14 protein-coding genes and 1 pseudogene are annotated in these 19558 nt (G+C 62.7%); 7 read left to right on the forward strand and 8 right to left on the reverse strand.

Features of this window, described 5'->3' with window-relative positions; genetic code table 11:
• Nucleotides 1-30: 30 nt before the first annotated feature.
• From C6Y53_RS19405 to C6Y53_RS19415, 3 genes are read right to left on the reverse strand one after another with little or no spacing between them, the layout of a single operon-like run.
• Entirely contained in the window at nucleotides 31-1035 is a 1005-nt protein-coding gene (locus tag C6Y53_RS19405; RefSeq protein ID WP_149615621.1) for a tyrosine-type recombinase/integrase, read from the reverse strand.
• Nucleotides 1032-1943: a tyrosine-type recombinase/integrase gene (locus C6Y53_RS19410; protein WP_149615692.1), complete on the reverse strand. Its 912-nt coding sequence runs from the start codon at nucleotides 1941-1943 to the stop codon at nucleotides 1032-1034. The genes C6Y53_RS19405 and C6Y53_RS19410 overlap by 4 nt, the downstream gene beginning before the upstream one ends.
• The gene (locus C6Y53_RS19415) at nucleotides 1940-3466 is read right to left on the reverse strand and encodes a tyrosine-type recombinase/integrase (protein ID WP_149615622.1); all 1527 of its coding nucleotides are present in this window, start codon (nucleotides 3464-3466) and stop codon (nucleotides 1940-1942) included. The genes C6Y53_RS19410 and C6Y53_RS19415 overlap by 4 nt, the downstream gene beginning before the upstream one ends.
• A gap of 122 nt (nucleotides 3467-3588) precedes the next feature.
• Between C6Y53_RS19415 and C6Y53_RS19420 the strand changes: the two are divergent.
• The 7 genes and pseudogenes from C6Y53_RS19420 to C6Y53_RS19450 form a co-directional block, all read left to right on the forward strand.
• A pseudogene (locus tag C6Y53_RS19420) lies at nucleotides 3589-5379 on the forward strand (strawberry notch C-terminal domain-containing protein); the annotation flags it as partial.
• 3 nt (nucleotides 5380-5382) lie between these two features.
• Entirely contained in the window at nucleotides 5383-6411 is a 1029-nt protein-coding gene (locus tag C6Y53_RS19425; protein WP_149615623.1) for a DUF7146 domain-containing protein, read from the forward strand.
• A gap of 367 nt (nucleotides 6412-6778) precedes the next feature.
• A complete protein-coding gene (locus C6Y53_RS19430; RefSeq protein WP_149615624.1) occupies nucleotides 6779-7711 on the forward strand; it encodes a DUF2493 domain-containing protein in 933 nt (310 codons plus the stop codon).
• An 84-nt stretch (nucleotides 7712-7795) separates the two neighbouring features.
• Nucleotides 7796-8068 carry a WGR domain-containing protein gene (locus C6Y53_RS19435; protein WP_149615625.1) on the forward strand — a complete coding sequence of 91 codons (273 nt, stop codon included), beginning with the start codon at nucleotides 7796-7798 and terminating at the stop codon, nucleotides 8066-8068.
• Nucleotides 8069-8573: 505 nt separating this feature from the next.
• Nucleotides 8574-9242 carry a helix-turn-helix transcriptional regulator gene (locus C6Y53_RS19440; RefSeq protein ID WP_149615626.1) on the forward strand — a complete coding sequence of 223 codons (669 nt, stop codon included), beginning with the start codon at nucleotides 8574-8576 and terminating at the stop codon, nucleotides 9240-9242.
• A 389-nt stretch (nucleotides 9243-9631) separates the two neighbouring features.
• Nucleotides 9632-9886, forward strand: a complete 255-nt coding sequence (locus C6Y53_RS19445; protein WP_149615627.1) for a ribbon-helix-helix domain-containing protein — start codon at nucleotides 9632-9634, stop codon at nucleotides 9884-9886.
• A gap of 4 nt (nucleotides 9887-9890) precedes the next feature.
• Nucleotides 9891-10208 (forward strand): type II toxin-antitoxin system RelE/ParE family toxin, encoded by a 318-nt coding sequence (locus tag C6Y53_RS19450; protein ID WP_149615628.1) that lies wholly within the window; start codon nucleotides 9891-9893, stop codon nucleotides 10206-10208.
• A 258-nt stretch (nucleotides 10209-10466) separates the two neighbouring features.
• Here C6Y53_RS19450 and C6Y53_RS19455 read toward each other — a convergent pair whose 3' ends face one another.
• From C6Y53_RS19455 to C6Y53_RS19475, 5 genes are all read right to left on the reverse strand, one after another.
• Nucleotides 10467-10748, reverse strand: a complete 282-nt coding sequence (locus C6Y53_RS19455; protein ID WP_149615629.1) for a hypothetical protein — start codon at nucleotides 10746-10748, stop codon at nucleotides 10467-10469.
• Nucleotides 10749-10900: 152 nt separating this feature from the next.
• Nucleotides 10901-11974: a lysozyme family protein gene (locus C6Y53_RS19460; RefSeq protein WP_149615630.1), complete on the reverse strand. Its 1074-nt coding sequence runs from the start codon at nucleotides 11972-11974 to the stop codon at nucleotides 10901-10903.
• Nucleotides 11971-12465, reverse strand: a complete 495-nt coding sequence (locus tag C6Y53_RS19465; RefSeq protein WP_149615631.1) for a hypothetical protein — start codon at nucleotides 12463-12465, stop codon at nucleotides 11971-11973. Before C6Y53_RS19465 ends, C6Y53_RS19460 begins: the two co-directional genes overlap by 4 nt.
• On the reverse strand, nucleotides 12462-17276 hold the full coding sequence (gene mobF / locus C6Y53_RS19470; RefSeq protein WP_149615632.1) for a MobF family relaxase: 4815 nt from the start codon (nucleotides 17274-17276) through the stop codon (nucleotides 12462-12464). The genes C6Y53_RS19465 and mobF overlap by 4 nt, the downstream gene beginning before the upstream one ends.
• Nucleotides 17273-19546 (reverse strand): type IV secretion system DNA-binding domain-containing protein, encoded by a 2274-nt coding sequence (locus C6Y53_RS19475; RefSeq protein WP_149615633.1) that lies wholly within the window; start codon nucleotides 19544-19546, stop codon nucleotides 17273-17275. Before C6Y53_RS19475 ends, mobF begins: the two co-directional genes overlap by 4 nt.
• Nucleotides 19547-19558 lie beyond the last annotated feature (12 nt).

The raw sequence follows: 19558 nt of genomic DNA on the forward strand, positions 1-19558 counted from the left end.
GAATGCGGGACGCCAATTTTGTCTTGTCGTTCAGGAACGCTGCGCGGCGACGGCCAATATTTGCATCAGCTTGTCCGAAGGCTCACGGAACTTGCCGGGCTTGATCAGCGGTGCGTGATGCGCCTCGAGAAGCGCAAGCTTCTCGGTTGGATCCGCGCGCAGATACATCTCGGTCGTCTGGATGCTGGCATGGCCAAGCCAGAGCGCGACCTTGCGGATATCGCCGGTGGCCTGAAGCGTGTGCATGGCGCAGCTGTGCCGCAGCACATGTGGGGTGACGTGCTTTGCGGCAATCGACGGCGCCGAACGTTCGGCCACCGTCACATGCTGCCTGAGCCGATATGCAAATCCATCCCGCGTCATTTGCCGCCCATCTCGGTTCAGAAACAGCTCCGGGCCTACATTGCCGGGCCGGACGGCCAGCCACGCCCGGATGGCGCCCTGGGTCTCCTTCCAGAGCGGCAGCACACGCTCCCGCCGTCCCTTGCCCAGGATCCGCAGGCTGGAAAACGACCCATCGGGAAAATCGTCCATCCGCACCGCGAGCAGTTCGGACGCCCTCAACCCCGCCGCATAGGCCAGATGCAACATGGCCCGATCCCGCAATCCGCCCCGCGTGTGGCGGTTCGGCGCGGCAAGCAGGGCGCGGACTTCTTCCTTGGTCAGATAATCGATCAGCTTGGCGTCTGTCCGCTTGGTCGGCATGGCGCGGATCATCATTGCCTGCTCAAGGCAGGCCGGATGGCGATGCTCAATGAAACGAAAAAACGATTTGATCGCTGCCAGTCGCGCGTTGCGGGACCGGATGGAATTGGTGCGTCCCTCTTCGATATGTTCGAGGAACGCCCTGACCATCTGCACATCAATATCTTCGATGAAAAGTTCCGATGGAGTTCGCTTGAGCCGCCCGGCGACAAACCGCAGCAAGAGGGCGAAAGCACGGGCATAGGCCGCGATGGTATGCCGGCTTGCCCCGCATTCATCGGGAAGATGGGTTTGCAGAAAGGCGGAAAGGTCGGGAGCAAGCGGGGTCATGTCGCACCTCCGATCCAGGTCTCCTCGGCGGTCGACGCAATCATCTGCAACAGAACCGGCGTGGCCTCAAGGTACCAGTAGGTGTTGGCAATATCCACATGGCCGAGATAGGTGCTCAAGGCCTTCATGTGCCGCAACACCGCCTGCGGGTTGTTCCCGCAGGCCTCCAGCGATCGCACGGCGAAGGTATGGCGCAGATCGTGCACCCGGGGACCGGGACCCGTTGGGTTGCGATAGCCGAGCTTGCGCACGATCCGCACGAAAACCACGTGGACCCTCGTCGCCGTCGGGGGGCGGCCATGGCCCAGAACGAAAAGCGCATCGCCTACTTTGCGTAGGCTGTTGCGGGCTTCAAGATACCGATCCAGCGCGGCGCGGGTCGAGGCATGAATGGGAACGAGACGGGTTTTGCCGAACTTGCCCTTGCGGATCATGAGGCCGTCTTCCGTCAGATCGCCGCGCTGCAGGGACAATGCCTCCGAAATCCGCAAACCCGTCGACGCGAGCAGCCCAAACAGGTTGTGGTAGGTCAGCGGGCTGATCGGCGTCAGGCCGGGTACCAGAAGCGCTTCCTGCATGATACGTCTGATCTGGTCCTGCGTCAGAATATGCGGTGCAGGTCGCCGTCGTCGTGAACGGCCAAGCAAGCCCATCGCCGGAATCTCGTGCCGCATATCTTCAGCATGCAGGAACACCGCCAGCGCACGGGCTCGGTCAAACCGCTCCTGCGCGGCATAAGGCGTCGCGGCGCCGCCGGCCCATTCCAGGATCAACGCTGCCGTCAGATGCGTGATGGATCGTTCCGCAGCAAAATCCGCGAAGGCGCGCAAGGATCTCTCCTGCGCGGCGAACTTCATACCAAGAGCGCGATTGAATTGGACGAAGCGATCAACGTGGTGATGTATCATGACGCGCACCCCGGCCATGGTTGCGCCACGTCCGTCAGCATCCCGACATCGACCTTGGCATAGATCGCGGTGGTATCGCGCGAACTGTGGCGCAGCGCGACACCGATCTGGTCAAGATCCGCGCCGCCGCGCAACCATGCGGATGCCAGCGAATGGCGAAAGACATGCGAACCGGTCGGCAAACCGGTAAAGCCGCCCCGGCTCAGGACACGGGAAACGATCCCGGCGATCTCGGCGGCGGATCGCAGCGGGGTAAAAGGGGCCTGGGTTCGCAGAAACACCCTGTCCGTGGCGACCACCGGACGCGCATCCTCGATATAGGCCAGCAGCGCATCGCCTGCATCCTGCGGCAGGGGCATCATCACGCCGCGTCTGCCCTTGCCGTGCAATCGCAACCGGCTCGCGCGCCAGTCGATATCGGACAGACGCAACTGCCAGATATCCCCCGCGCGCAGGGCCAGCCGGGCGAGGAGGAGGAGAATGGCGCGGTCCCGTATCTCGACCGATGTATCGGTGCGACAGGAGGCAATGATCTCTTCAATCTTCACCATGGGGATCGTACGCGGGACCGTCGAAAGCCTGCGCCGAACTGCGGGTGGCACCGCATGGACGAGAGATGGGGCGCATTGGCCTTTGGTGATCGTAAAGCGCAGGAAGCTGCGCAGCACGGTAACCGTCATGCGCACAGATGATCGCGAGCGCTCTTCGCCCTGATCCAAGACGATCGACCGGATGGACGCCGCGTTGTAATCCTTCGGGGTTTTGCCAAGTCGATCCAGCCAACGGCCGGCTTCGTTCAAGTAACGCCGAACCGTCTCGGACGTCACCCCGCGTTCGCGTCGCAGCCATTCTGAAAACGCGGTCAGGCGCGGGTCACAGGGGACGAAGCATTCGAGCACTTCAGCCGGGATCAGGCCCTCATCCCGCAAAAACTGGATGAAAGCACGAGCGCCACGACGGCGATCTCTTGGACCGGAACCCGCGACCCGTTTGCCGCGCTTGGTCCTGATCCCGCAACGGCAATCATGATGCGCGAATTGATCCATGAGGGCATCGTCGATATTGTGGACCGAAACACGCATCTGCAGCGCCCATTCCGCGAAATGGCGCGCCTGACTCAGCCGCATCGAATACGTTACCTTGCTGTATCCGGCGGCGCTGAGCTTTCCGGCATAAGCCTCCAGATATTGCCCGAGCCGCGCGACATCATCGGCAATCGTGACCGCTCCGGTGCCTTCGAGATAGCTCAGGAATCTGCGGGTATCTGTGGCATAGACAGGTTTGCGCAGTTGCGCAGGGCTGTAGCGGCCGCAGCGGCAGCGATGACGCAGGAACCGATCCAGAACTGATGCGTCGAGGTCCCTGATGGAAATCTCTCGGGCGCGGGCCCACTTCAGAAAATGCCGGGCGGCGCTCAGCGCGCCTGCCGAAAGCCGGGGATTGTCCGCGAAATAGGCGCGGACGAGGGTGTGGTCCTCGGCTTCGGCGCGGCCGCCGACCGGAGAGTTCGAGGGGGAGTTCATGGGGATGTCCTTCTGCAGTTGAGAGCAGAGGCATCATTATTATCCAAAGCGGGAACCCGAAAATGAAACGCCAGAACAACAGCTTGAAACCCAGAACTCAGCATAACGCTGACGCGGCATATTATGTCCTGGATTACCTCGCCCATTCCTTCCCGGTGCAGCTCTACGAGCCTTTCACCGACAGCGAGGGCAACCTCTCGTCGCGCCCCGTCATGCGCGACGGCCAACCGGTGGAGTGCCGCGAAGCCGTCCGCCGTCGTGACGCGCTGATCGAAAAGCTGGCCTCGCTGCCGCCGGTCCCTGGTGCGCTCGACCAGATCGTCCAGCGCTTCGGCACGGATCTCGTGGCCGAGGTCACGGGGCGTTCACGGCGCATCGTGCGCAAGGGCGAAGGGCCTTCGGCACGGCTCGTGGTGGAGAACCGGGCCGGAGCCGCGAACCTAGCGGAAACCCAAGCCTTCATGGATGACGAAAAACGTATCCTGATCTTCTCGGATGCCGGCGGCACCGGGCGCAGCTATCACGCCGATCTCGGGGCGAAGAACCAGCGCTTGCGGGTCCACTACCTCTTGGAACCCGGCTGGAAGGCAGATGCGGCGATTCAAGGTTTGGGCCGCACCAACCGGACCAATCAGGCGCAGCCGCCGCTCTTCCGGCCGGTCGCCACCGATGTGAAGGCGGAGAAGCGGTTCCTGTCGACCATCGCGCGCCGTCTCGACACGCTTGGCGCCATCACGCGCGGTCAGCGCCAGACCGGAGGGCAGGGGTTGTTCCGCCCCGAGGATAACCTCGAGTCTCCTTACGCCCGCGACGCCCTGCGCCAGCTTTACCGCCGCATCTATCGCGGCGATCTGGCGGGCTGCTCGCTCGGGGCCTTCGAGGATGCCACTGGCCTCAGCCTGACCGATGACAACGGGCTGAAGGACGATCTGCCGCCGATCACGACCTTCCTCAATCGCCTACTGGCGCTGACGATCGACATGCAGGCCGTGCTGTTCGCGGGTTTCGAGGAGCTTCTCGACCAGCGGATCGAGGGCGCTATCGCCGCCGGGGTCTACGATCTCGGGCTCGAGACGCTCCGTGCCGAGAGCTTCCGGGTGACCGACGCACGCGTCATCTACACCCATCCCGGCTCCGGCGCCGAAACCCAGCTTCTCACCATCGCGGAAAAGCGCCGCAATACGCCGACCTCGCTCGCGGATGCACTCGATTGGCTGGATGACCCGAAGGCACGGTGTCTCATCAACAGTCGCTCGGGACGCGCCGCGGTGCAGGTGCCCGCTACCAGCCTGATCCTGGATGATGGCACCATCGAGCCGCGCCTGCGGCTGATCCGTCCCACGGATGCCAGCACAGTCCCGGCCAGGATCATGGAGGACACCCACTGGCTGGAGGCCGACCGCGCGGCCTTCGCCGCCGCTTGGACCGCGGAACTGGCCGAGGTGCCCGAGTTCGCCGAGTCCACCCTGCACATCGTGGCAGGTCTGCTTCTTCCGATCTGGAAGCAACTTCCCCAGGATGAAACCCGGGTCTATCGCCTGCAGACGGATGACGGCCAGCGCATCATCGGGCGCCGTGTCTCGCCCGCCTGGGTCGCGACCACGCTGGCCAAAGACGCGCCCAAACTTTCGGCAGCGCAGGTCCATGCCCTCGTTCTGGAGGGAAAGATTGTCGTGCGCCTGGCCGAAGGGATGGAGTTGTACCGTTCGCGCGTCATGGGTGTGAACCGGATCGAACTGTCGGGTTTCTCGGAGGCCGCCAGGGATCGGCTCAAGGCCGATGGCTTCTTCTCGGAAATCATCAGTTGGAAGCTTCGCCTGTTTTGCCCGACGGACTCCAGCGGTATCGCTATACTGGATCGTCTGCTCGCACGTTATCCCGTCGCAGGACTACATGATCGAGGGGGCTGCTGAGCCATGTATTCCGAGACCGAAGACCTCGTGCGCGATCTGGCAGAAAATGCCGAAGGCGTCTGTCGTGCCTACTTGTCCAAGGGGAGGCGGGAAGGATCCTACTGGATCGTGGGCGATCTGCAGAACAACCCCGGCCGGTCGCTCTTCGTGCGGTTGACGGGCCCTGCGTCGGGGCCGGGGGCAGCGGGCAAGTTTACGGATGGGGCCACAGGCGAGCATGGCGATCTCCTGGACATCATCCGCGCCCGGACGGGGATCACGCGCTTCCCCGACCTTCTCGTCGAGGCCCGAGCGCATCTTGGCCGTCCGCAGTCGGTTCTCCTTGATGCGACCGCTCCGAGGAAGTCCAAGCGCTCGGGTGGCACACCAGCGGCGGTGCGCCTGTTTGCAGCCTCCGTGCCGGTCGCAGGCACGCTTGCCGGCACCTACCTCCGTTCCCGAGGCATCACCCAATTCGGCGCGAACGGCGCCTTACGCTTCCACCCGAAGTGCTGGCATCGGGAAGAGGGGCAGACCCGGAGCATCCCCAGACCGGCGATGATCGCGGCGGTTACCGATGGGGCAGGGGCCTTGCAGGGCGTGCATCGCACCTGGCTTTCGCCTGACGGGCAGGCGAAGGCGGCGGTGAATCCTCAGCGTCGGGCCATGGGTCACCTCCTCGGCAATGCCGTCAGGCTGACCCCGCAGGATGACATCCTCGTCGTCGGTGAAGGCATCGAAACCATGTTGTCCCTGTCCGAGGCGATCCCCGGTCTGCCCGTCTGGGCGGCGCTCTCGTCGGGTCACCTCGGGGCCGTTCGGCTGCCGGAGGGGTTACAGCGCCTTTACATCGCGATCGATCGCGATCCGGCTGGATGCCAAGCGGCGGAGAGGTTGAGCGCCAGAGCCTCCGAGGTCGGGGTGCCTGTGCGGGTGCTGGAACCGGGGCTCGGGGATTTCAACGATGATCTCCGGGCGAGTGACAAAGACGCGCTGTGCCGGCATCTGGCAGGTCAGATCGGGCCAGAGGATCGGCATCGCCTGCTAGGCTGAGCTGCATCGCGCAGGGGAATGTCTGGGAGGGCGGGGCAGGGGGCTGCATCCCAATTGTGGCACTGGATCGTCGTCCTCACCCCATCCCGGGCCGTGCGCATCCACCCGTCAGCCCTGCGCGGCCTTCAAGAGATGGGCAGGCCGTCAAAGCGGTTGCCCCTGCAAGGTCGGCAGGGAACCCATTTCCGCCGGCGGCAGAGCCGCCTTTGCATCGCGAGACAAATAGCTTCGCTGCCGACCTCCTCCACGCTGTTCCGGCCCCGGTGCAGCCGGGGTGAAGGGGCAACCGCCCCGACGGCTCGGGTCTGCCCATGAAGGCCGCGCGGGATGACGCGCGGACACGGAAAAACCCGGAGGCAAGAAACCGATGACGATCCACACCCGCGATGACGCGTATGAGCCCGCCCATAGCGCATCCCAGACCGCCCATGCGCTCGACGAACTCCAGCTCTACGGCTATCGCCCCTTTGACGAGCCCGATCCGCGCCCGATGCCCGATGGGCAGCGCCTCGCCGTCGCCGTCGCCGACATCTTCGACGCCCTCGTCGCGACCCTGGAAGACACCCGTATGGAACCCGACCTCGAAGAGGTGCTCTGGGGCCAGGTCAACCTCTTCCACCGCGCCACGGCCCGGATCGAGCGGTCGCTCGATGAGAACGAGCAGGCGCAGCGCCGCCTCCAGCGCGAGCAGGACGGCTCGGAGGTGAAGTCTGTCGAGCTCGAGCGCCTGACGGCCGAAGGCCTGACCCTCGTCGAACGACGGGGCTGCATGGACATGATGCGCGATCACGCCGCCACCGAGTTCGTCCATCACACGGGCTCCACCTGGCGCCCCCGCACCGGCTCGATGGTGAACCGCCAGCACATGACCGCGGCGCTCATCGACAGCCGCGATTTCCTGGCCGCCAAGCGTCGCGCAGAAACCGAGGTGATGCTGCCTGCAGGACCCAAGGTTGCCCTCACCGGCGGGACCGATTTCAACAATCACCGCCTGATCTGGGGTAAACTCGACCAGGTCCGGACCAAGTATCCCGACATGGTCCTTTTGCACGGTGGTAGTCCCAAAGGCGCAGAACTCATCGCCGCCAAATGGGCCGAAGCTCGCGGCGTGACGCAGGTCGCCTTCAAGCCTGACTGGACCAGGCACGCCAAGGCCGCGCCCTTCAAACGAAACGATGCGATGCTGGATGTATTCCCGGTCGGGGTCCTCGTCTTCCCCGGAACCGGTATCCAGGAAAACCTCGCCGATAAGGCCAGGAAGCTCGGCATCCCGGTCATGAAGTTCGAGAAGGGGGCGTGAGCCCCCGACTTCAATCCGGGACAGAACATTGTGGAAACGTCGAAGAACGCTTGATATTGTGGCATGGAGAGAGGCGCCAACAACATGTTCGACATATCGCAGCAAATGGAAGTGTTCCCGACGACGGTCGATCTCAAGCGGATCGATCCGTCTCTCAACATGCGGCGCTTCTATCGAATGAGCGTTCAGCCAGACCTGTTTGGCGGTGCCTGCCTCGTGCGGGAATGGGGCCGTATCGGGTTTCGAGGACAGATGCTGGTCGAACGGCATGATGACGAGGGCAGGGCGGTCAACGCACTGATGAAGCTGTCGGCGACGAAGAAGCGGCGCGGGTACAGGCTACTCGGCGATAGTTGAGAAACGGCCCATTGCCGCCCTGCGCCGACACATCGATTGTTGCGCTGCAGCTTCACGAGACCAGTCGTTCGTGCATGGCGGGGCATTTTCTGATGGGGTTGATCGCCGCGCGGGACATTCCGGACCTTGTCTGCCTCGTCAAACGCTGCAACGCGGTTTTCGCCAGACCGATCACTCGCTGCAGATGCAGAAGCGGGAGCAAGTGGAACTTCCGTTATTCCAGAAGAATCCACCGGTTGCCCAGCCTGGGTCTGAGAGTGTGCCTGCACCAGCTTCGGACGACATATACGCCTTTCCAGACGCTGATTGCGCCGCCTGCCGCATGATCGCCGCCATGGCCAGAAAGCGATAGCAGTTATCAGAATCGTGTCTGACCGAGAAAGCGACGCGCTTACTCGAACTGCCCAGTCTGCGTGGTCCGGTCATTCGCCTTAGGGATATCCCTTATGGCCCTCCTTTTGCCTTGAGGATAGAGCCCGCCCGGCACCACGGAAGGACCTCACCGATGCTCGATCGATTTGCCACGGACCCCGGCCTTGCTGAAACACGGGTTCAACAACCCTTCGGCGTCACGGGCTACAAGGACATGAGAACGCGGCTGGCCGAGGTTGCGACCACCGGATTCTGCATCATCATCAATCACACGCCGCTGGGATCGCAGTATTTCGACAGCACCTATCCGGAGGCATGGCAAACGGAATATACTGACAAGAAGTATCTCTGGTCCGATCCTGTCATTGTCTCGGCGATGTTGGCCCGGGACGGGCTGCGCAGATGGTCTGACATCACGATGCCGGACATCAGGAAGGTTCTCCCGGCCGCCGCCAGGTACGGTCTCAACTTCGGCGTCATGATGAGCGCCACGCGCGGTACGAAAAAGAGCCTCCTGTCGGCCGCCCGGCATGATCGCGAGTTCTCCGACGATGAGATCAACGAAGTGCATGAGATGTTTCACAGGATCATCGAACACAGTTCAGATCCGCTCAGGCTGTCGGCGCGGGAGATCAACGTGTTGAAATGCCTTGCGCTCGACATGTCCCAGGACGAGATCGCGTCCAATCTGGGGATTTCCGTTCCGACGGTGAAAGCCCGGCTGAAATCGGCCCGGAAAAAGGCCGGTTCGGAGACCAACTATCGGTTGCTGGCGAAAGCGATGCAAAGCGGCTTGCTGTAGATCCTTCGGTTAACCGCTGCCCAAACTGCGCCATCTATGCCGCAGCGCGGTTCGTCATGAGAACCATGCGCCGCGAGGACGAAATCTGCGGCTTCGGGAGTTCACCTTGTCCGGGCAAACCGACCGCTGCGATGACGGTCGTGGCCCGGGAGTGGCAGAACTTCGAAGGTGGCGTAGTCTCCGGGTGACTCGAGACCCAGCAAACCGGCGGTGGCAACCCCCGAGGAGATTACACAAAGAGCCAGATTGCCGACGACGCGACCTTTCCGTTCCCGGGCGACGAACCGGGTTTGCGATGGCGATCCATTCCTCGTTTGGGCCGTTCGGCCCGGCTTGCCGTGTGTTCTATTTTGGTTATATTGAATACATGTAGAGCCGCAGGAGGTGCCATGCCCCGTACCACAACCATGACAGTTCGCGTCAGTGGCGCGCTCAGCGATTTCGTCGCGGCCAATACCGGTGACGATGGCGCCTATGAGAATGTCAGCGAATATATCCGTGACCTGATCCGTCGCGACAAGGAACGCGTGGAGGCGGAAGCCTTCGATCGGCTGAAGGCCGAACTGGCCCACGCCTTTGCCGCGCCGGAGGAGAGCTATCAGCCCCTGACGGCGGGTGACGTGATCGCGCGGAACCGGTCCTGACCCGGTGCCCGCCATCCGTATCCAGGAGGCGGCCTCCCACCGCCTCGACGAGATCTACCGCTACACCCGGGACAGGTGGGGTGAGGACCAGGCCGGGAAATACATCACCGGCCTGTTCGCGGCTTTCGACAGGATCGCAACCCATGGTGTCCTTTCAAAACCGATCCCCGCCGAATTTGGCGTGGAAGGGTTCTTCTTTCGGTATGAGCACCACTTCGTCTATTGGCGCCATCTCTCGAATGGCGATGTCGGGATCGTGACGATCCTGCACGAACGGATGCATCAAGTCGGCCGCTTTCGGGATGACTTCGGCACCGGCTGAAGGGTCCGGATTCGAATTGGCGTCGAACATGCACAGGATTTCGCCTCACATGTGGGGCCCTTTGACGCCGGAAAAGGAGAACATTTGTCCTTGGCGTCACACCCGTTGTCAAAGCGACCGGGAACCAGCCCGAGGCGATCGGATGCCGGTTTGCGGCTTCCAACGACAATCGGTCGCGTTGAGCCCTGTCAGTCTGTTCGCCGAGCAGCGTGAAACGAGTGGCGGCGGAGTTGCGTGTTGTCGACGGGTAGGGAAGCTTCACGGTTTGCGGTCGAAGGTCTGCCCTGGAGAACCGGCGGCACTGACCGGGCGGTCCCCCTTCATCCGGGTGAGATCCGGACAGACTGCGCCGCAGCTGTTCTGTGATACCACCCCATGAAGGACATGCGGACAGTCCTTTGCGATGATCTGCAGCGCACCGGCAAGCGAGGTGTTGTGCCCGACCAGTTCGATGAAGCGCCGCTTTGGGTAACGGCCAAAGCGCCCGCAGGTTTCACAGGCGACTGTTACCGTCTCCAGCGGATAATCCCATGCGCGCATAATTCCCCTTCAGGTTGTTTTATTCGGCCGCGTCGATCACGCGGAGGCACCCGCTACACTCGCCCAGTCTGACCCATGGTACTCGCTGGGTCCAGCCCCGCCACCAAGCGGCAACGGGGCAGGGAGAATGCCGCGAATGATCGCCGGGATCGTCACCCGCCGCGTGGGGCCGCTTCGCCGGGTCCGAAGATTGCCCTCATCTGGCGCGCGTAGAAGGCCCGCGTGATCGTGGCCCGGTTGCCGGCGTGGCCGTGATAGGCCGACTTGCCGCTTGCGAGCGGCAGACCGGCCCAGATGTGGGCCAGCCTGTCCATGAAACCGGCAAGCGGCAACCGGCCGCCGATGACGTCGTCATACCCGGCATCGGCCAGGAGCAGCGCCGCCATGCGGTCCTGGGTCGCGCGATCGAACCGCGTGCCGTCCGGCAAGCTGAGCCGTCTCTGCAGCGCGACCAGTGTCGAGGGTATGATCTGGAACCGGCCGATGGCGTGATGCTGACCGGGCGTTGCCCGGATCCACCGCTTGATCTGACCCAGGGTCAGCGCGGTGGGTTTCGCGGGTGGACGACGCCGGGCGCTGCCATGTACGGCGTCGTACCCGGCGCGCGGGGATTCCGCCAGGGCGATCAGCGCGTAGAGCCGGTCCAGCTTCGAACCTTCGGGCAGGCGGAACCGGTTCAGGTCCGGTCGCGCCTTGCCGGGCCGGTCCCGCTCGAACCTGTCCATCGCGACCCAACCGGATTGCGCTCCGAAGCCGCCCCATTCATCCGGGGCAGGGGCGCGGGCAACTCTCACGCCCGTCTGGCGGGCCGTGGAGGCGTCGACCGAACTGAAGCTGCGCCATTCCCCGGCGATGGCAGGACCGCCCGTCAGCGGGGCCGTCAGCAGCCCCAGTGCGAGGCCGAGCGCCACCCGGACGGGGAAGGGAGCGGCGGCGCTGCGCGCCTCTTCGTTCGCGGGCGTCCGGCCGATGCACCCCTGTCGGGATTGCCCGGGCGACGCCAATTCGGCCCTTCGGGCCTCATGAAAGGACCACACATAACGCAGCAAGCTGCAAATCAGCGTAAGACGCTGCTTTAAAACGCAAATCAACCGTTTCGCCGAATTGCCACTGGCAGCACCTTGTAAAACCCTTATTTTCAGGCTTCTGCCAGTCCTATTGGCAGTCATTGGCAGTGGATTGGCAGCCATTGGCAGCGAATGGCAATGAGTTTTGACGCCGCTCATCGCTCGATCTCCCGGCCTTCGTTGGTTTTGCAGGCATCGGGTCCGCGCTCCAACTCCAGCCGGGTCGCGGTCAGGAACGCCTCTTCCTTCTGCAAAAGCCCGTCCCGGTCGTCGGCACTCAGGATGGAAGAGTTTTCGTAAATCTGATCTATCACGGTTTCCGACAGTTCCCGCAATCGAGGATCGTCATTGTCAGAGTCCTTCAACAAGGCGGAGATCAGCAGGCGGGTCATCTTCATCTCGGCGACCGCCAGTTCACTCATCTCCCGGATGGCCCTGGACTGTGTCTTCAGAACAGAAAGTATGCGCTCATCGGATGTGGGTTGATCGGGGGCCACGGGCGATGCCTGTTCGGAGAGATCGCGCACCTGGTTCTTCAAGGTGGTGATAGCGACGTCGAGCGCCGAGGGACGGTTGCGATCAACACCCTCGATCAGCCCCCTGGCTACGGGTCCGAGTAGGATGCGGATCTCTTGAGGGGTCTGTGTCATCGAGTCAGTTCCTTGCCGCGTACCAGTTGTTGTTCTGCATAGGTTTCGATTGCCTTCACCTTGTCAGAGATCTCCTTTGCTCGTTCCGGACCGCCAAAGAGGTCCAGCTGGTGGGCCTTGCCGTCCCTGTCGGGTTCCGTCCTGACCTGTTCCCTGGCCTGCTCCCTGGCCTGCGGTTTGGCATCTTCCCGTGTCTTCTCCTCCTCGGGCCGGGAGAGCCCGTTTCCGGCATGCCGGCCATCAATCCAGGCGTCGAGGGCAGTCTGGCGAACACCTGTCTGCCTCTCGATGTTCCTTGAGAGCTTGTCGGGATCGTCGGTGAGCAGTACCGCTCCATCACGCGCCCGGCTGATTTCCACGTAGAAGCTTTTCTGGGTTACCAGCTTCTCGCTATGCCGCATGGCAACGATCACGTTGTCGATACTCTCCCCCTGAACCGCATGAGCGGTGGCGGCATAATCAAGCTCGACACCCCGGCTGGCGAGGCTGTCGGTGGACAGCGTAATCGTCTCGTCGTCCCTGGTCTTTACACGGAACGCTCCCTCATAGGTTGCAATAACCTTGGCGCGCATACCATTGGTGATACCGCTCTCCGGGTCAGGGATCCGGAACCGTACAAGGTCACCGGCAGAGATGGCCCGACCTTCCTTCTCATAGGCCACAAGAGCCTTGCCCAGATCACGCTGGTTGAACTTTACGGAAAGAGGAAGGGGGATCTGCTCGCCGTCTGTTTCCCGCGTCACTATCAGTCTGTTTTTCTCGGCGTCGACTTCCGATACTTCGTAGAGAGAATTTTTCTTCAGGCCGAAATCTCTGCTGGTGACCACTGCCATGACCACATCGCCAACTTGAAAGCTGCGCGCGTCGGCCAGTTGCGCCAGGGTCAGTTGCCGGTTGGTGAGACCATGAAGATGAAGCTCCTCACGCGCGACCGTTTCATCCATGATCAGAGATTCCCGTACCACCGAGCTGACAATATGACGCGCTCTATTGGTGAGGGTCAGGATTCGGGTATTTTCCTGTTCGGAGGGGGTAAGACTGAGATAGCGTTGGGCGGCCTCAAAGGCCGGGTCCTCGACCTGCTGAACATTGTCTCCGAGCCGTTCGAAAGCCGCCCTAATCTCGCCTTGCATGGCGTGAAGGACAGCTTGTTTGAGATCGTCATCCCGCTGACGACGCACCTCATCCATGACCGCGGTCCGCATTCCCGCCTTCTGCAACTGATCGAAGATCCGGCCGGCGGCTACGGAATCCAGCTGCTTGGTGTCGCCCACCAGGACCACGCGGGCAGCATTGGTGCGTTCGGCATAATCCATAAAGGTGCGCATGTCCTGGGCCGAGGCCATGGACGCTTCATCGAGGACAAGGATTGTACGGCTGTTGTCCACATCCTGCGGATGGTAACGTTCGGCCGTGACCACCTTCGCCAGCGTTTCGGCCTGTCCGAGTACCTTTTTGAGTTCACCAACAGCCTGGTGGCTTGGTGCATAGCCCCGGACCTCATATCCGCTCTGACCGGCATAGTGAGACAAGCGGTTGAGGGCTTCTTTTGCGCTTTCCAGCATGAAGGTCTTGCCGGTACCTGCGTAGCCCTGAACTCCGACATAGCGGCCATCGCCCGACAGCATCGTGATGATGGCCTCTTTCTGACCAACGCTGAGAGTGCGGACTGCATTCAACTTTCGCTCCAGATTGCTGACGCCACTACGACCGGGTTCCGCTTGTAGCTCCGGCCCGGCGGTCTTGCCGGCTTCGCGCCATGTGGTGAGTATGGACAGCTCCAATGCGACCGAAGCCTTGTCGGTAAGGGTCTGTTCATCCTTCCCGCCGGCAAAGAGGTGGCCGTCTTCAATGCGTCGATTGATTTCCCGATCGAGATCGTCAAATCCGGATCCTCTGGAGAACGACATTGCAGCCATCGTAAGATCAGCCCTGCTATATGCCGCTTCCCTCTCGCTAACGTGTTCAATCGCCCGCGAGACAGCCTGAACGGTGTCGTCTTCAGGTCTCCGAAACGCACCCTGAACCCGCGCATGCAGGGCTGTCATCCGGATCCCGGTATTTTCCGCAATGTTGCGCTCCAGCGCGGCGCGGTTGTCAGTCAGAAGTATCGCCTCTTCGCGTGCCCTGCTGATCTCGACGTAGAACCCCTTCTGTGTGGCCAGGCGGTCACCGCCATTCATGGCGACTATCACCCGATCCACCGTCTCACCCTGCACCGAGTGGGCAGTTGCCGCGTAGTCATGTTCCAGTCCACGCGCTCCGAGGCTCTGCGCATCGACCTGCAACTGCCGGCCCGCGCGGGTTTCCAATCCTATGCTGCCATTCCCGATCGACGTAATCCTGGCGCGCTCGCCATTGATCAGGTCGCTGGACTTGTCCGTGATCCGCACCCGGACGGCCTCACCAACGGCCAGTTCCCGAATCTCGGGCCGATAGGCTACAAGAGCCGTGCCCAGGGCACGCCCTTGAAATGTCATGATCAGTGGCAGGTTGATATGTGCGCCATCTGTTTCACGCCTGACCCTCAGGCTATTGGCTTTGCAGTCTGCCTCGTCGACCACATAAAGCACATTTCTTTGCAGCCCGTGTTCTGCATGGCTGACGACGGACTGAAGCACATCGCCGGAGGAATAGCTCCGCGCATCGGCCTTTTCGACATCGGTCATGCTGCGCGGCACAAGCGCGGAGACCGGATAACCGTCCCGTGACAGGCTGCCTTCCTCTTTCAGACCGTCGCGGACGGCGGCGTTGATTTCTGCCCGGGAGGCGTTGGTCAGCGTCAGAATCCGTGTCTCAAGCCGCTCCTCATGTGAAAGGCCCAAAAACGTTTCCGCCGCCGCTTGCCGGGGGTTTTCCACCTTACGGATGCGGTTTCCCAGCCTGGCGAAGGCATCGGAAATGTCGCCCCGCACGGCATCGTAAACAGCCGCGCGCAGATCGTCGTCCCGCTGTCGCCTGATGTCATCCATCAGCGCGGTGCGCATCCCCGCCTCCTGAAGCTGTGCGAAGGGCTGACCGGCGCTCACCGCGTCAAGTTGTTTGATATCGCCGATCAGAACAACCCGTGCCGCATTGGTGCGCTCGGCGTAATCCATGAAGCTGCGCATATCGCGGGCAGAGGCCATGGATGCCTCATCGACCAGAAGGATCGTACGGCTGTTATCCACCGTCTGCGGATGGGTCCGTTCACTGATTACGACGCTGGCCAGGGTGGAAGTTCGGTCGATCACCGATCCCAGCTCCCTTGTGGCCTGAAGGCTCGGAGCATACCCTCTTACCGTATATCCCGCCGACACAGCGAGCTCATTGAGCTTCCGGATCATGTGGGTCTTCCCGGTTCCAGCATAGCCCTGAACCCCGACATACCGGCCTGCGCCGGAAAGGGATGTTTCAAGAGCGGATCTCTGACCGACCGTCAGGGCCAGCTCGTTCTCCGGGGCCGCAGCCAGGTCGGGCGTTCCAGGTTTGCCACCACCCAACCCGAGATCCAGCCCGGTGGATTTTTCCGCCCGTCGCCAGGTCTTGATGATCGAGTTTTCGACGGCAACGGTTGCCCGGTCTGTCAGGTGTTCACCTTGCTTGCCATTCGCATAGAGCTTGCCAGAGGCCAGGCGCCTGTCTATCTCCCGGTCTACCTCCTCGATGTCGGACCCTTCGGAAAACCGCAAGGCTGCGGTAAGCAGCACATTCCGCTCATATACAGACTGGCGTTCACTCACATGATCAATCGCCCTGCTGACAGCTCTTGCGACGTCAGTTTCGGCCTCTTTCACTTCGTCTTTCTGCGGCGAGGTGATGAGGTTCTTCATCCAGGCGACGATTTCGGCAAGGCGTGACTGCTCCCCGATCACGCCATGCTCTTCAGCCCGGTCATAGCGTGCCTCTCTCTGCATCGGGACGGGGGCCTGGTTCTCGAGCCGACCCCGCTCGATCAAATCCTTTGACAGACCAAACCCTATCGCTTCCTTGCGCCAATCTGCGCGTAGGCTCTCCCGGTCCAGATCCCGATGTTTGGCGGCGCGGGTTGCAAGGGTAGCCTTTTGGGCTGTGGCGGCGGAATACTCGACGCCCTTGCTGTCGAGAGCCGCGATGATCTCCCTGCGCCGCGTCGAGAATTGCTCGGCCACCTCTTTAGGGATACCGCTGATATTGACCTCACCGTATTTGCCGCGTTCGGTCGCGATCCCAAGCTCCGTCATCCGGGCCTCGAACCCGGAGCGGTAAATCTCGGTGATGAGTTTGCGGTTGTTGAACAGTTCTTCGTTGCGCAGCGCGGTGTATTCGCCCTTTTCGTTGAGAACCATGTTCGCGATCACTGCATGGCTGTGCAGGTTCGGATCGAGCGCGCGCGACGTGTCATGGCGATAGATCCCGGCAATGATCCCCTCGCCGCTGGTCGTGACGATCTCACCCTCCTCCTGATAGCGCGTCCTGACGAACCGTCCTTCCACCACCTCCATCGCCTTGCGCACCGCCGCGTCATGGGCCTCGACGATGCGTTGATCGCCAATGACCAGAGCCGCGATGGAGGCCGATTTCGAGGCAGAGAAAGTCAGGTCGATGCCGGGACGATGCAGGCGTTCGCCCTCGACATAGCGGCCCATGAGCCGCCCGTCGGGGGTCTGGCCGTCCAGCAGTTCCGCGAAGCGGGCATCGTCCACGGGCCCGGTCAGGCCGATCGCTTCGGCAGCCTTGCCGAACCAGGCGGTTGCATTCTTTCCCTCGTCCGAGCCTTCCTTGTAGTAGCCTTCCTGCTGGTAATACCCGCTGGCGGCGGCACCGGTCGAGACGGTGGAGATCGACATCATGAGCGGTCTGCTCCTTTCAGCAGCACTTCAATGTACAAGGCTCTCGATGCGGCACTGGCGGGCGGCACCGGGTCCGGTTCGGGTAACGGGAGCCGTGGCTGAACCGGGATTGCCGGCGGGGCAGGGGAGGGCACCGCGCCCTCCGGCACCGCGTCGGGGCCGCATTCCGCCATCGCGGGCTCGGGCACATCCGGGGGCGCTGCAACCGGCCCCGTCTTATCCGGCCCCGTCTCACCCGACAGTGCTTCCTCGGGCCAGGGCAGGCGGAGCTTGTCCCGTGCGCGCCGGCCGGTCTGGCCGTCATTGCGGGCGAAGGCGTCGAGCGGATCGGGCGGGGCGATCTCCACGATTTCCAGCCCGCGCGCACGGCCACTGGAAAAATGCTCCCAGTACCAGTCCCGGTCGGAGCGCGCCGACGCGTCCCCGATCCCCTTTGCCCCGTCGGGGCGTACCCGGTCGAGCCAGCGGTAGAACTCCGCCTTCTGCTCCTGCGCGGGCAGGCCGGCAAATCCCCTGGTGGGCCGGGTGCCCTCGCTCAGATCCGCGTTGATCGCCTGAACGTCCATGCCGCCCCGGTCGAAACCGGGGCCGCGATAGGGGATCAACTTCGGCGCCCGGGCCGTGGTTCTGACCGGATCGAAACGGACCATCGCGGTGGGTGCGTCATAGGCGGGCCGGAAATAGGCCACGAATTGCGGCAGCGACTGGATTTCCGCCGGGGTGACGATCGGGCGTTGGGTCCGGCGCCCGACAATGCCCACGCCGTCGCGCGTGTCATGGGCGCCCAGCGTCAGGTTCTCGGTCATTTCCACAACGTCTTCTTCGCCAAGCGAGCGGGACGACCGTTGCGCGGTGGCGAAATCCGGCGTGTTGAACACCACGCGATTGTTGAGAACGCCTGAGATCGTCTCGGCCGCCTTCTCGCCGTAAAGATCCTCAAGCTGCGAGAACACCTGGTAGCCGACGACGAAGGCGCCGCCGAACTGCCGGATTTCGGCGAGCGAACGGGGCAGGAACGGCAACCTGTTGAGCGTGGGAACCTCGTCGAGAAAGAACCAGACCTTGGGGTCGCGGCTTTCCGGCGTGGTCATCAGCGCATTGGCCGCGACCTCGAAGAGCGTCGAGACGATGTTGCGGGTCGCGGCCGAAAGCTCGGCATTGCCGGTCAGGAAGACGAAACCGGGGCGTTCGTTTACGACCCAGTCGCGGATCGAGAACGGCTCGCCATCGTCGCGCAGATATTCCAGGAACCGCAGCTCGGTGATCATGTTGGCGCGGATCGAGGCCGATGTGCGGGCGACGTGGTCTCCGAAGAAATGCGCGCCCGGCGTGGACTGGACGATCCGCGCCAGATCATCCGCCGGCATGGTCATGATCGCGTGGCGCAATTCCGCGTTACTGCCCTTGCCGGCCTTGGCCAGCTCGCGCGCCGCATACTGGAACACCAGTCGCGCCGATTGTGTCCAGAACGTCTCGAGGGCACCGGGATGATCCGGGATCATCACCTCGGCGATCTGCGCGAAGCCCTCGTTGGTGCTGACCTCGTTGAAGGGCGACCAGCCCACGGAGCGCTCGTCGAACGGGTTGACGATGATGTCGGTGGCCGCATCGTAATGGTCACGCAGCAGGCCCCCCATGCGGTCGTAGACAATGGCGCGCCCGCCGGCGGCGCGGATCGTGTTCAGAAGTTCGTGCATGGCGTTGGTCTTGCCGGTGCCGACGGTGCCGGTGATGCCGATCTGCGCTTCCACCGCGTTCGGTGGAAACTCGATGCCCGCCAGCGTGTAGCGCGGTCCCTGCTTCACGCCCTGGCCGAACTTCTTCTCATAGGCCCGCCATTTCCGGTACGACCAGGACTTCAGATGCCGTGCCGACACCAGCCGGGCGCCGCGGACATGCTCTTCCTCCTTCAGCGACCGGCCCACGACAATGAACACCGCGAAGACCAGCGCGAACGCGACCGCCGTCGGGAGCAGGGCGAGCCAGACAAAGCGCCGCGCGTTGGCCTCATAGACCTCGTAAATTCCTCGCAGTACCGGATCGGCGTAGATTTCGCCCGCGCTGCGGGTCACGCGCCGGCCGTCCAGGTCGATATAGGTCAGTTCCCGGTCTTCCGTGCCGCGTCGCTCGACGTTGAAATCCGCGATCCACCAGGTCGCGGTCAGCCTTACCTTGTCGATCTCGTAATTCTGCCAGACCAGCCAGACATAGACGGCGGTGAACACGGCCGCGGCGACGGACAGGGAGTATTTGACGACCTGGGTCGCCATGCGCGTCCAGTG

It is taken from the genome of Pukyongiella litopenaei (assembly GCF_003008555.2).
Lineage (GTDB): Bacteria > Pseudomonadota > Alphaproteobacteria > Rhodobacterales > Rhodobacteraceae > Pukyongiella > Pukyongiella litopenaei.

Coding starts and splice junctions, on each gene's coding strand:
- C6Y53_RS19425 (WP_149615623.1), top strand. CDS start 5,383: ATGTATTCCGAGACCGAAGACCTCGTGCGCGATCTGGCAGAAAATGCC.
- C6Y53_RS19415 (WP_149615622.1), bottom strand. CDS start 3,466: ATGAACTCCCCCTCGAACTCTCCGGTCGGCGGCCGCGCCGAAGCCGAG.
- C6Y53_RS19460 (WP_149615630.1), bottom strand. CDS start 11,974: ATGAGCGGCGTCAAAACTCATTGCCATTCGCTGCCAATGGCTGCCAAT.
- C6Y53_RS19435 (WP_149615625.1), top strand. CDS start 7,796: ATGTTCGACATATCGCAGCAAATGGAAGTGTTCCCGACGACGGTCGAT.
- C6Y53_RS19405 (WP_149615621.1), bottom strand. CDS start 1,035: ATGACCCCGCTTGCTCCCGACCTTTCCGCCTTTCTGCAAACCCATCTT.
- C6Y53_RS19445 (WP_149615627.1), top strand. CDS start 9,632: ATGCCCCGTACCACAACCATGACAGTTCGCGTCAGTGGCGCGCTCAGC.
- C6Y53_RS19410 (WP_149615692.1), bottom strand. CDS start 1,943: ATGATACATCACCACGTTGATCGCTTCGTCCAATTCAATCGCGCTCTT.
- mobF (WP_149615632.1), bottom strand. CDS start 17,276: ATGATGTCGATCTCCACCGTCTCGACCGGTGCCGCCGCCAGCGGGTAT.
- C6Y53_RS19455 (WP_149615629.1), bottom strand. CDS start 10,748: ATGCGCGCATGGGATTATCCGCTGGAGACGGTAACAGTCGCCTGTGAA.
- C6Y53_RS19440 (WP_149615626.1), top strand. CDS start 8,574: ATGCTCGATCGATTTGCCACGGACCCCGGCCTTGCTGAAACACGGGTT.
- C6Y53_RS19475 (WP_149615633.1), bottom strand. CDS start 19,546: ATGGCGACCCAGGTCGTCAAATACTCCCTGTCCGTCGCCGCGGCCGTG.
- C6Y53_RS19465 (WP_149615631.1), bottom strand. CDS start 12,465: ATGACACAGACCCCTCAAGAGATCCGCATCCTACTCGGACCCGTAGCC.
- C6Y53_RS19430 (WP_149615624.1), top strand. CDS start 6,779: ATGACGATCCACACCCGCGATGACGCGTATGAGCCCGCCCATAGCGCA.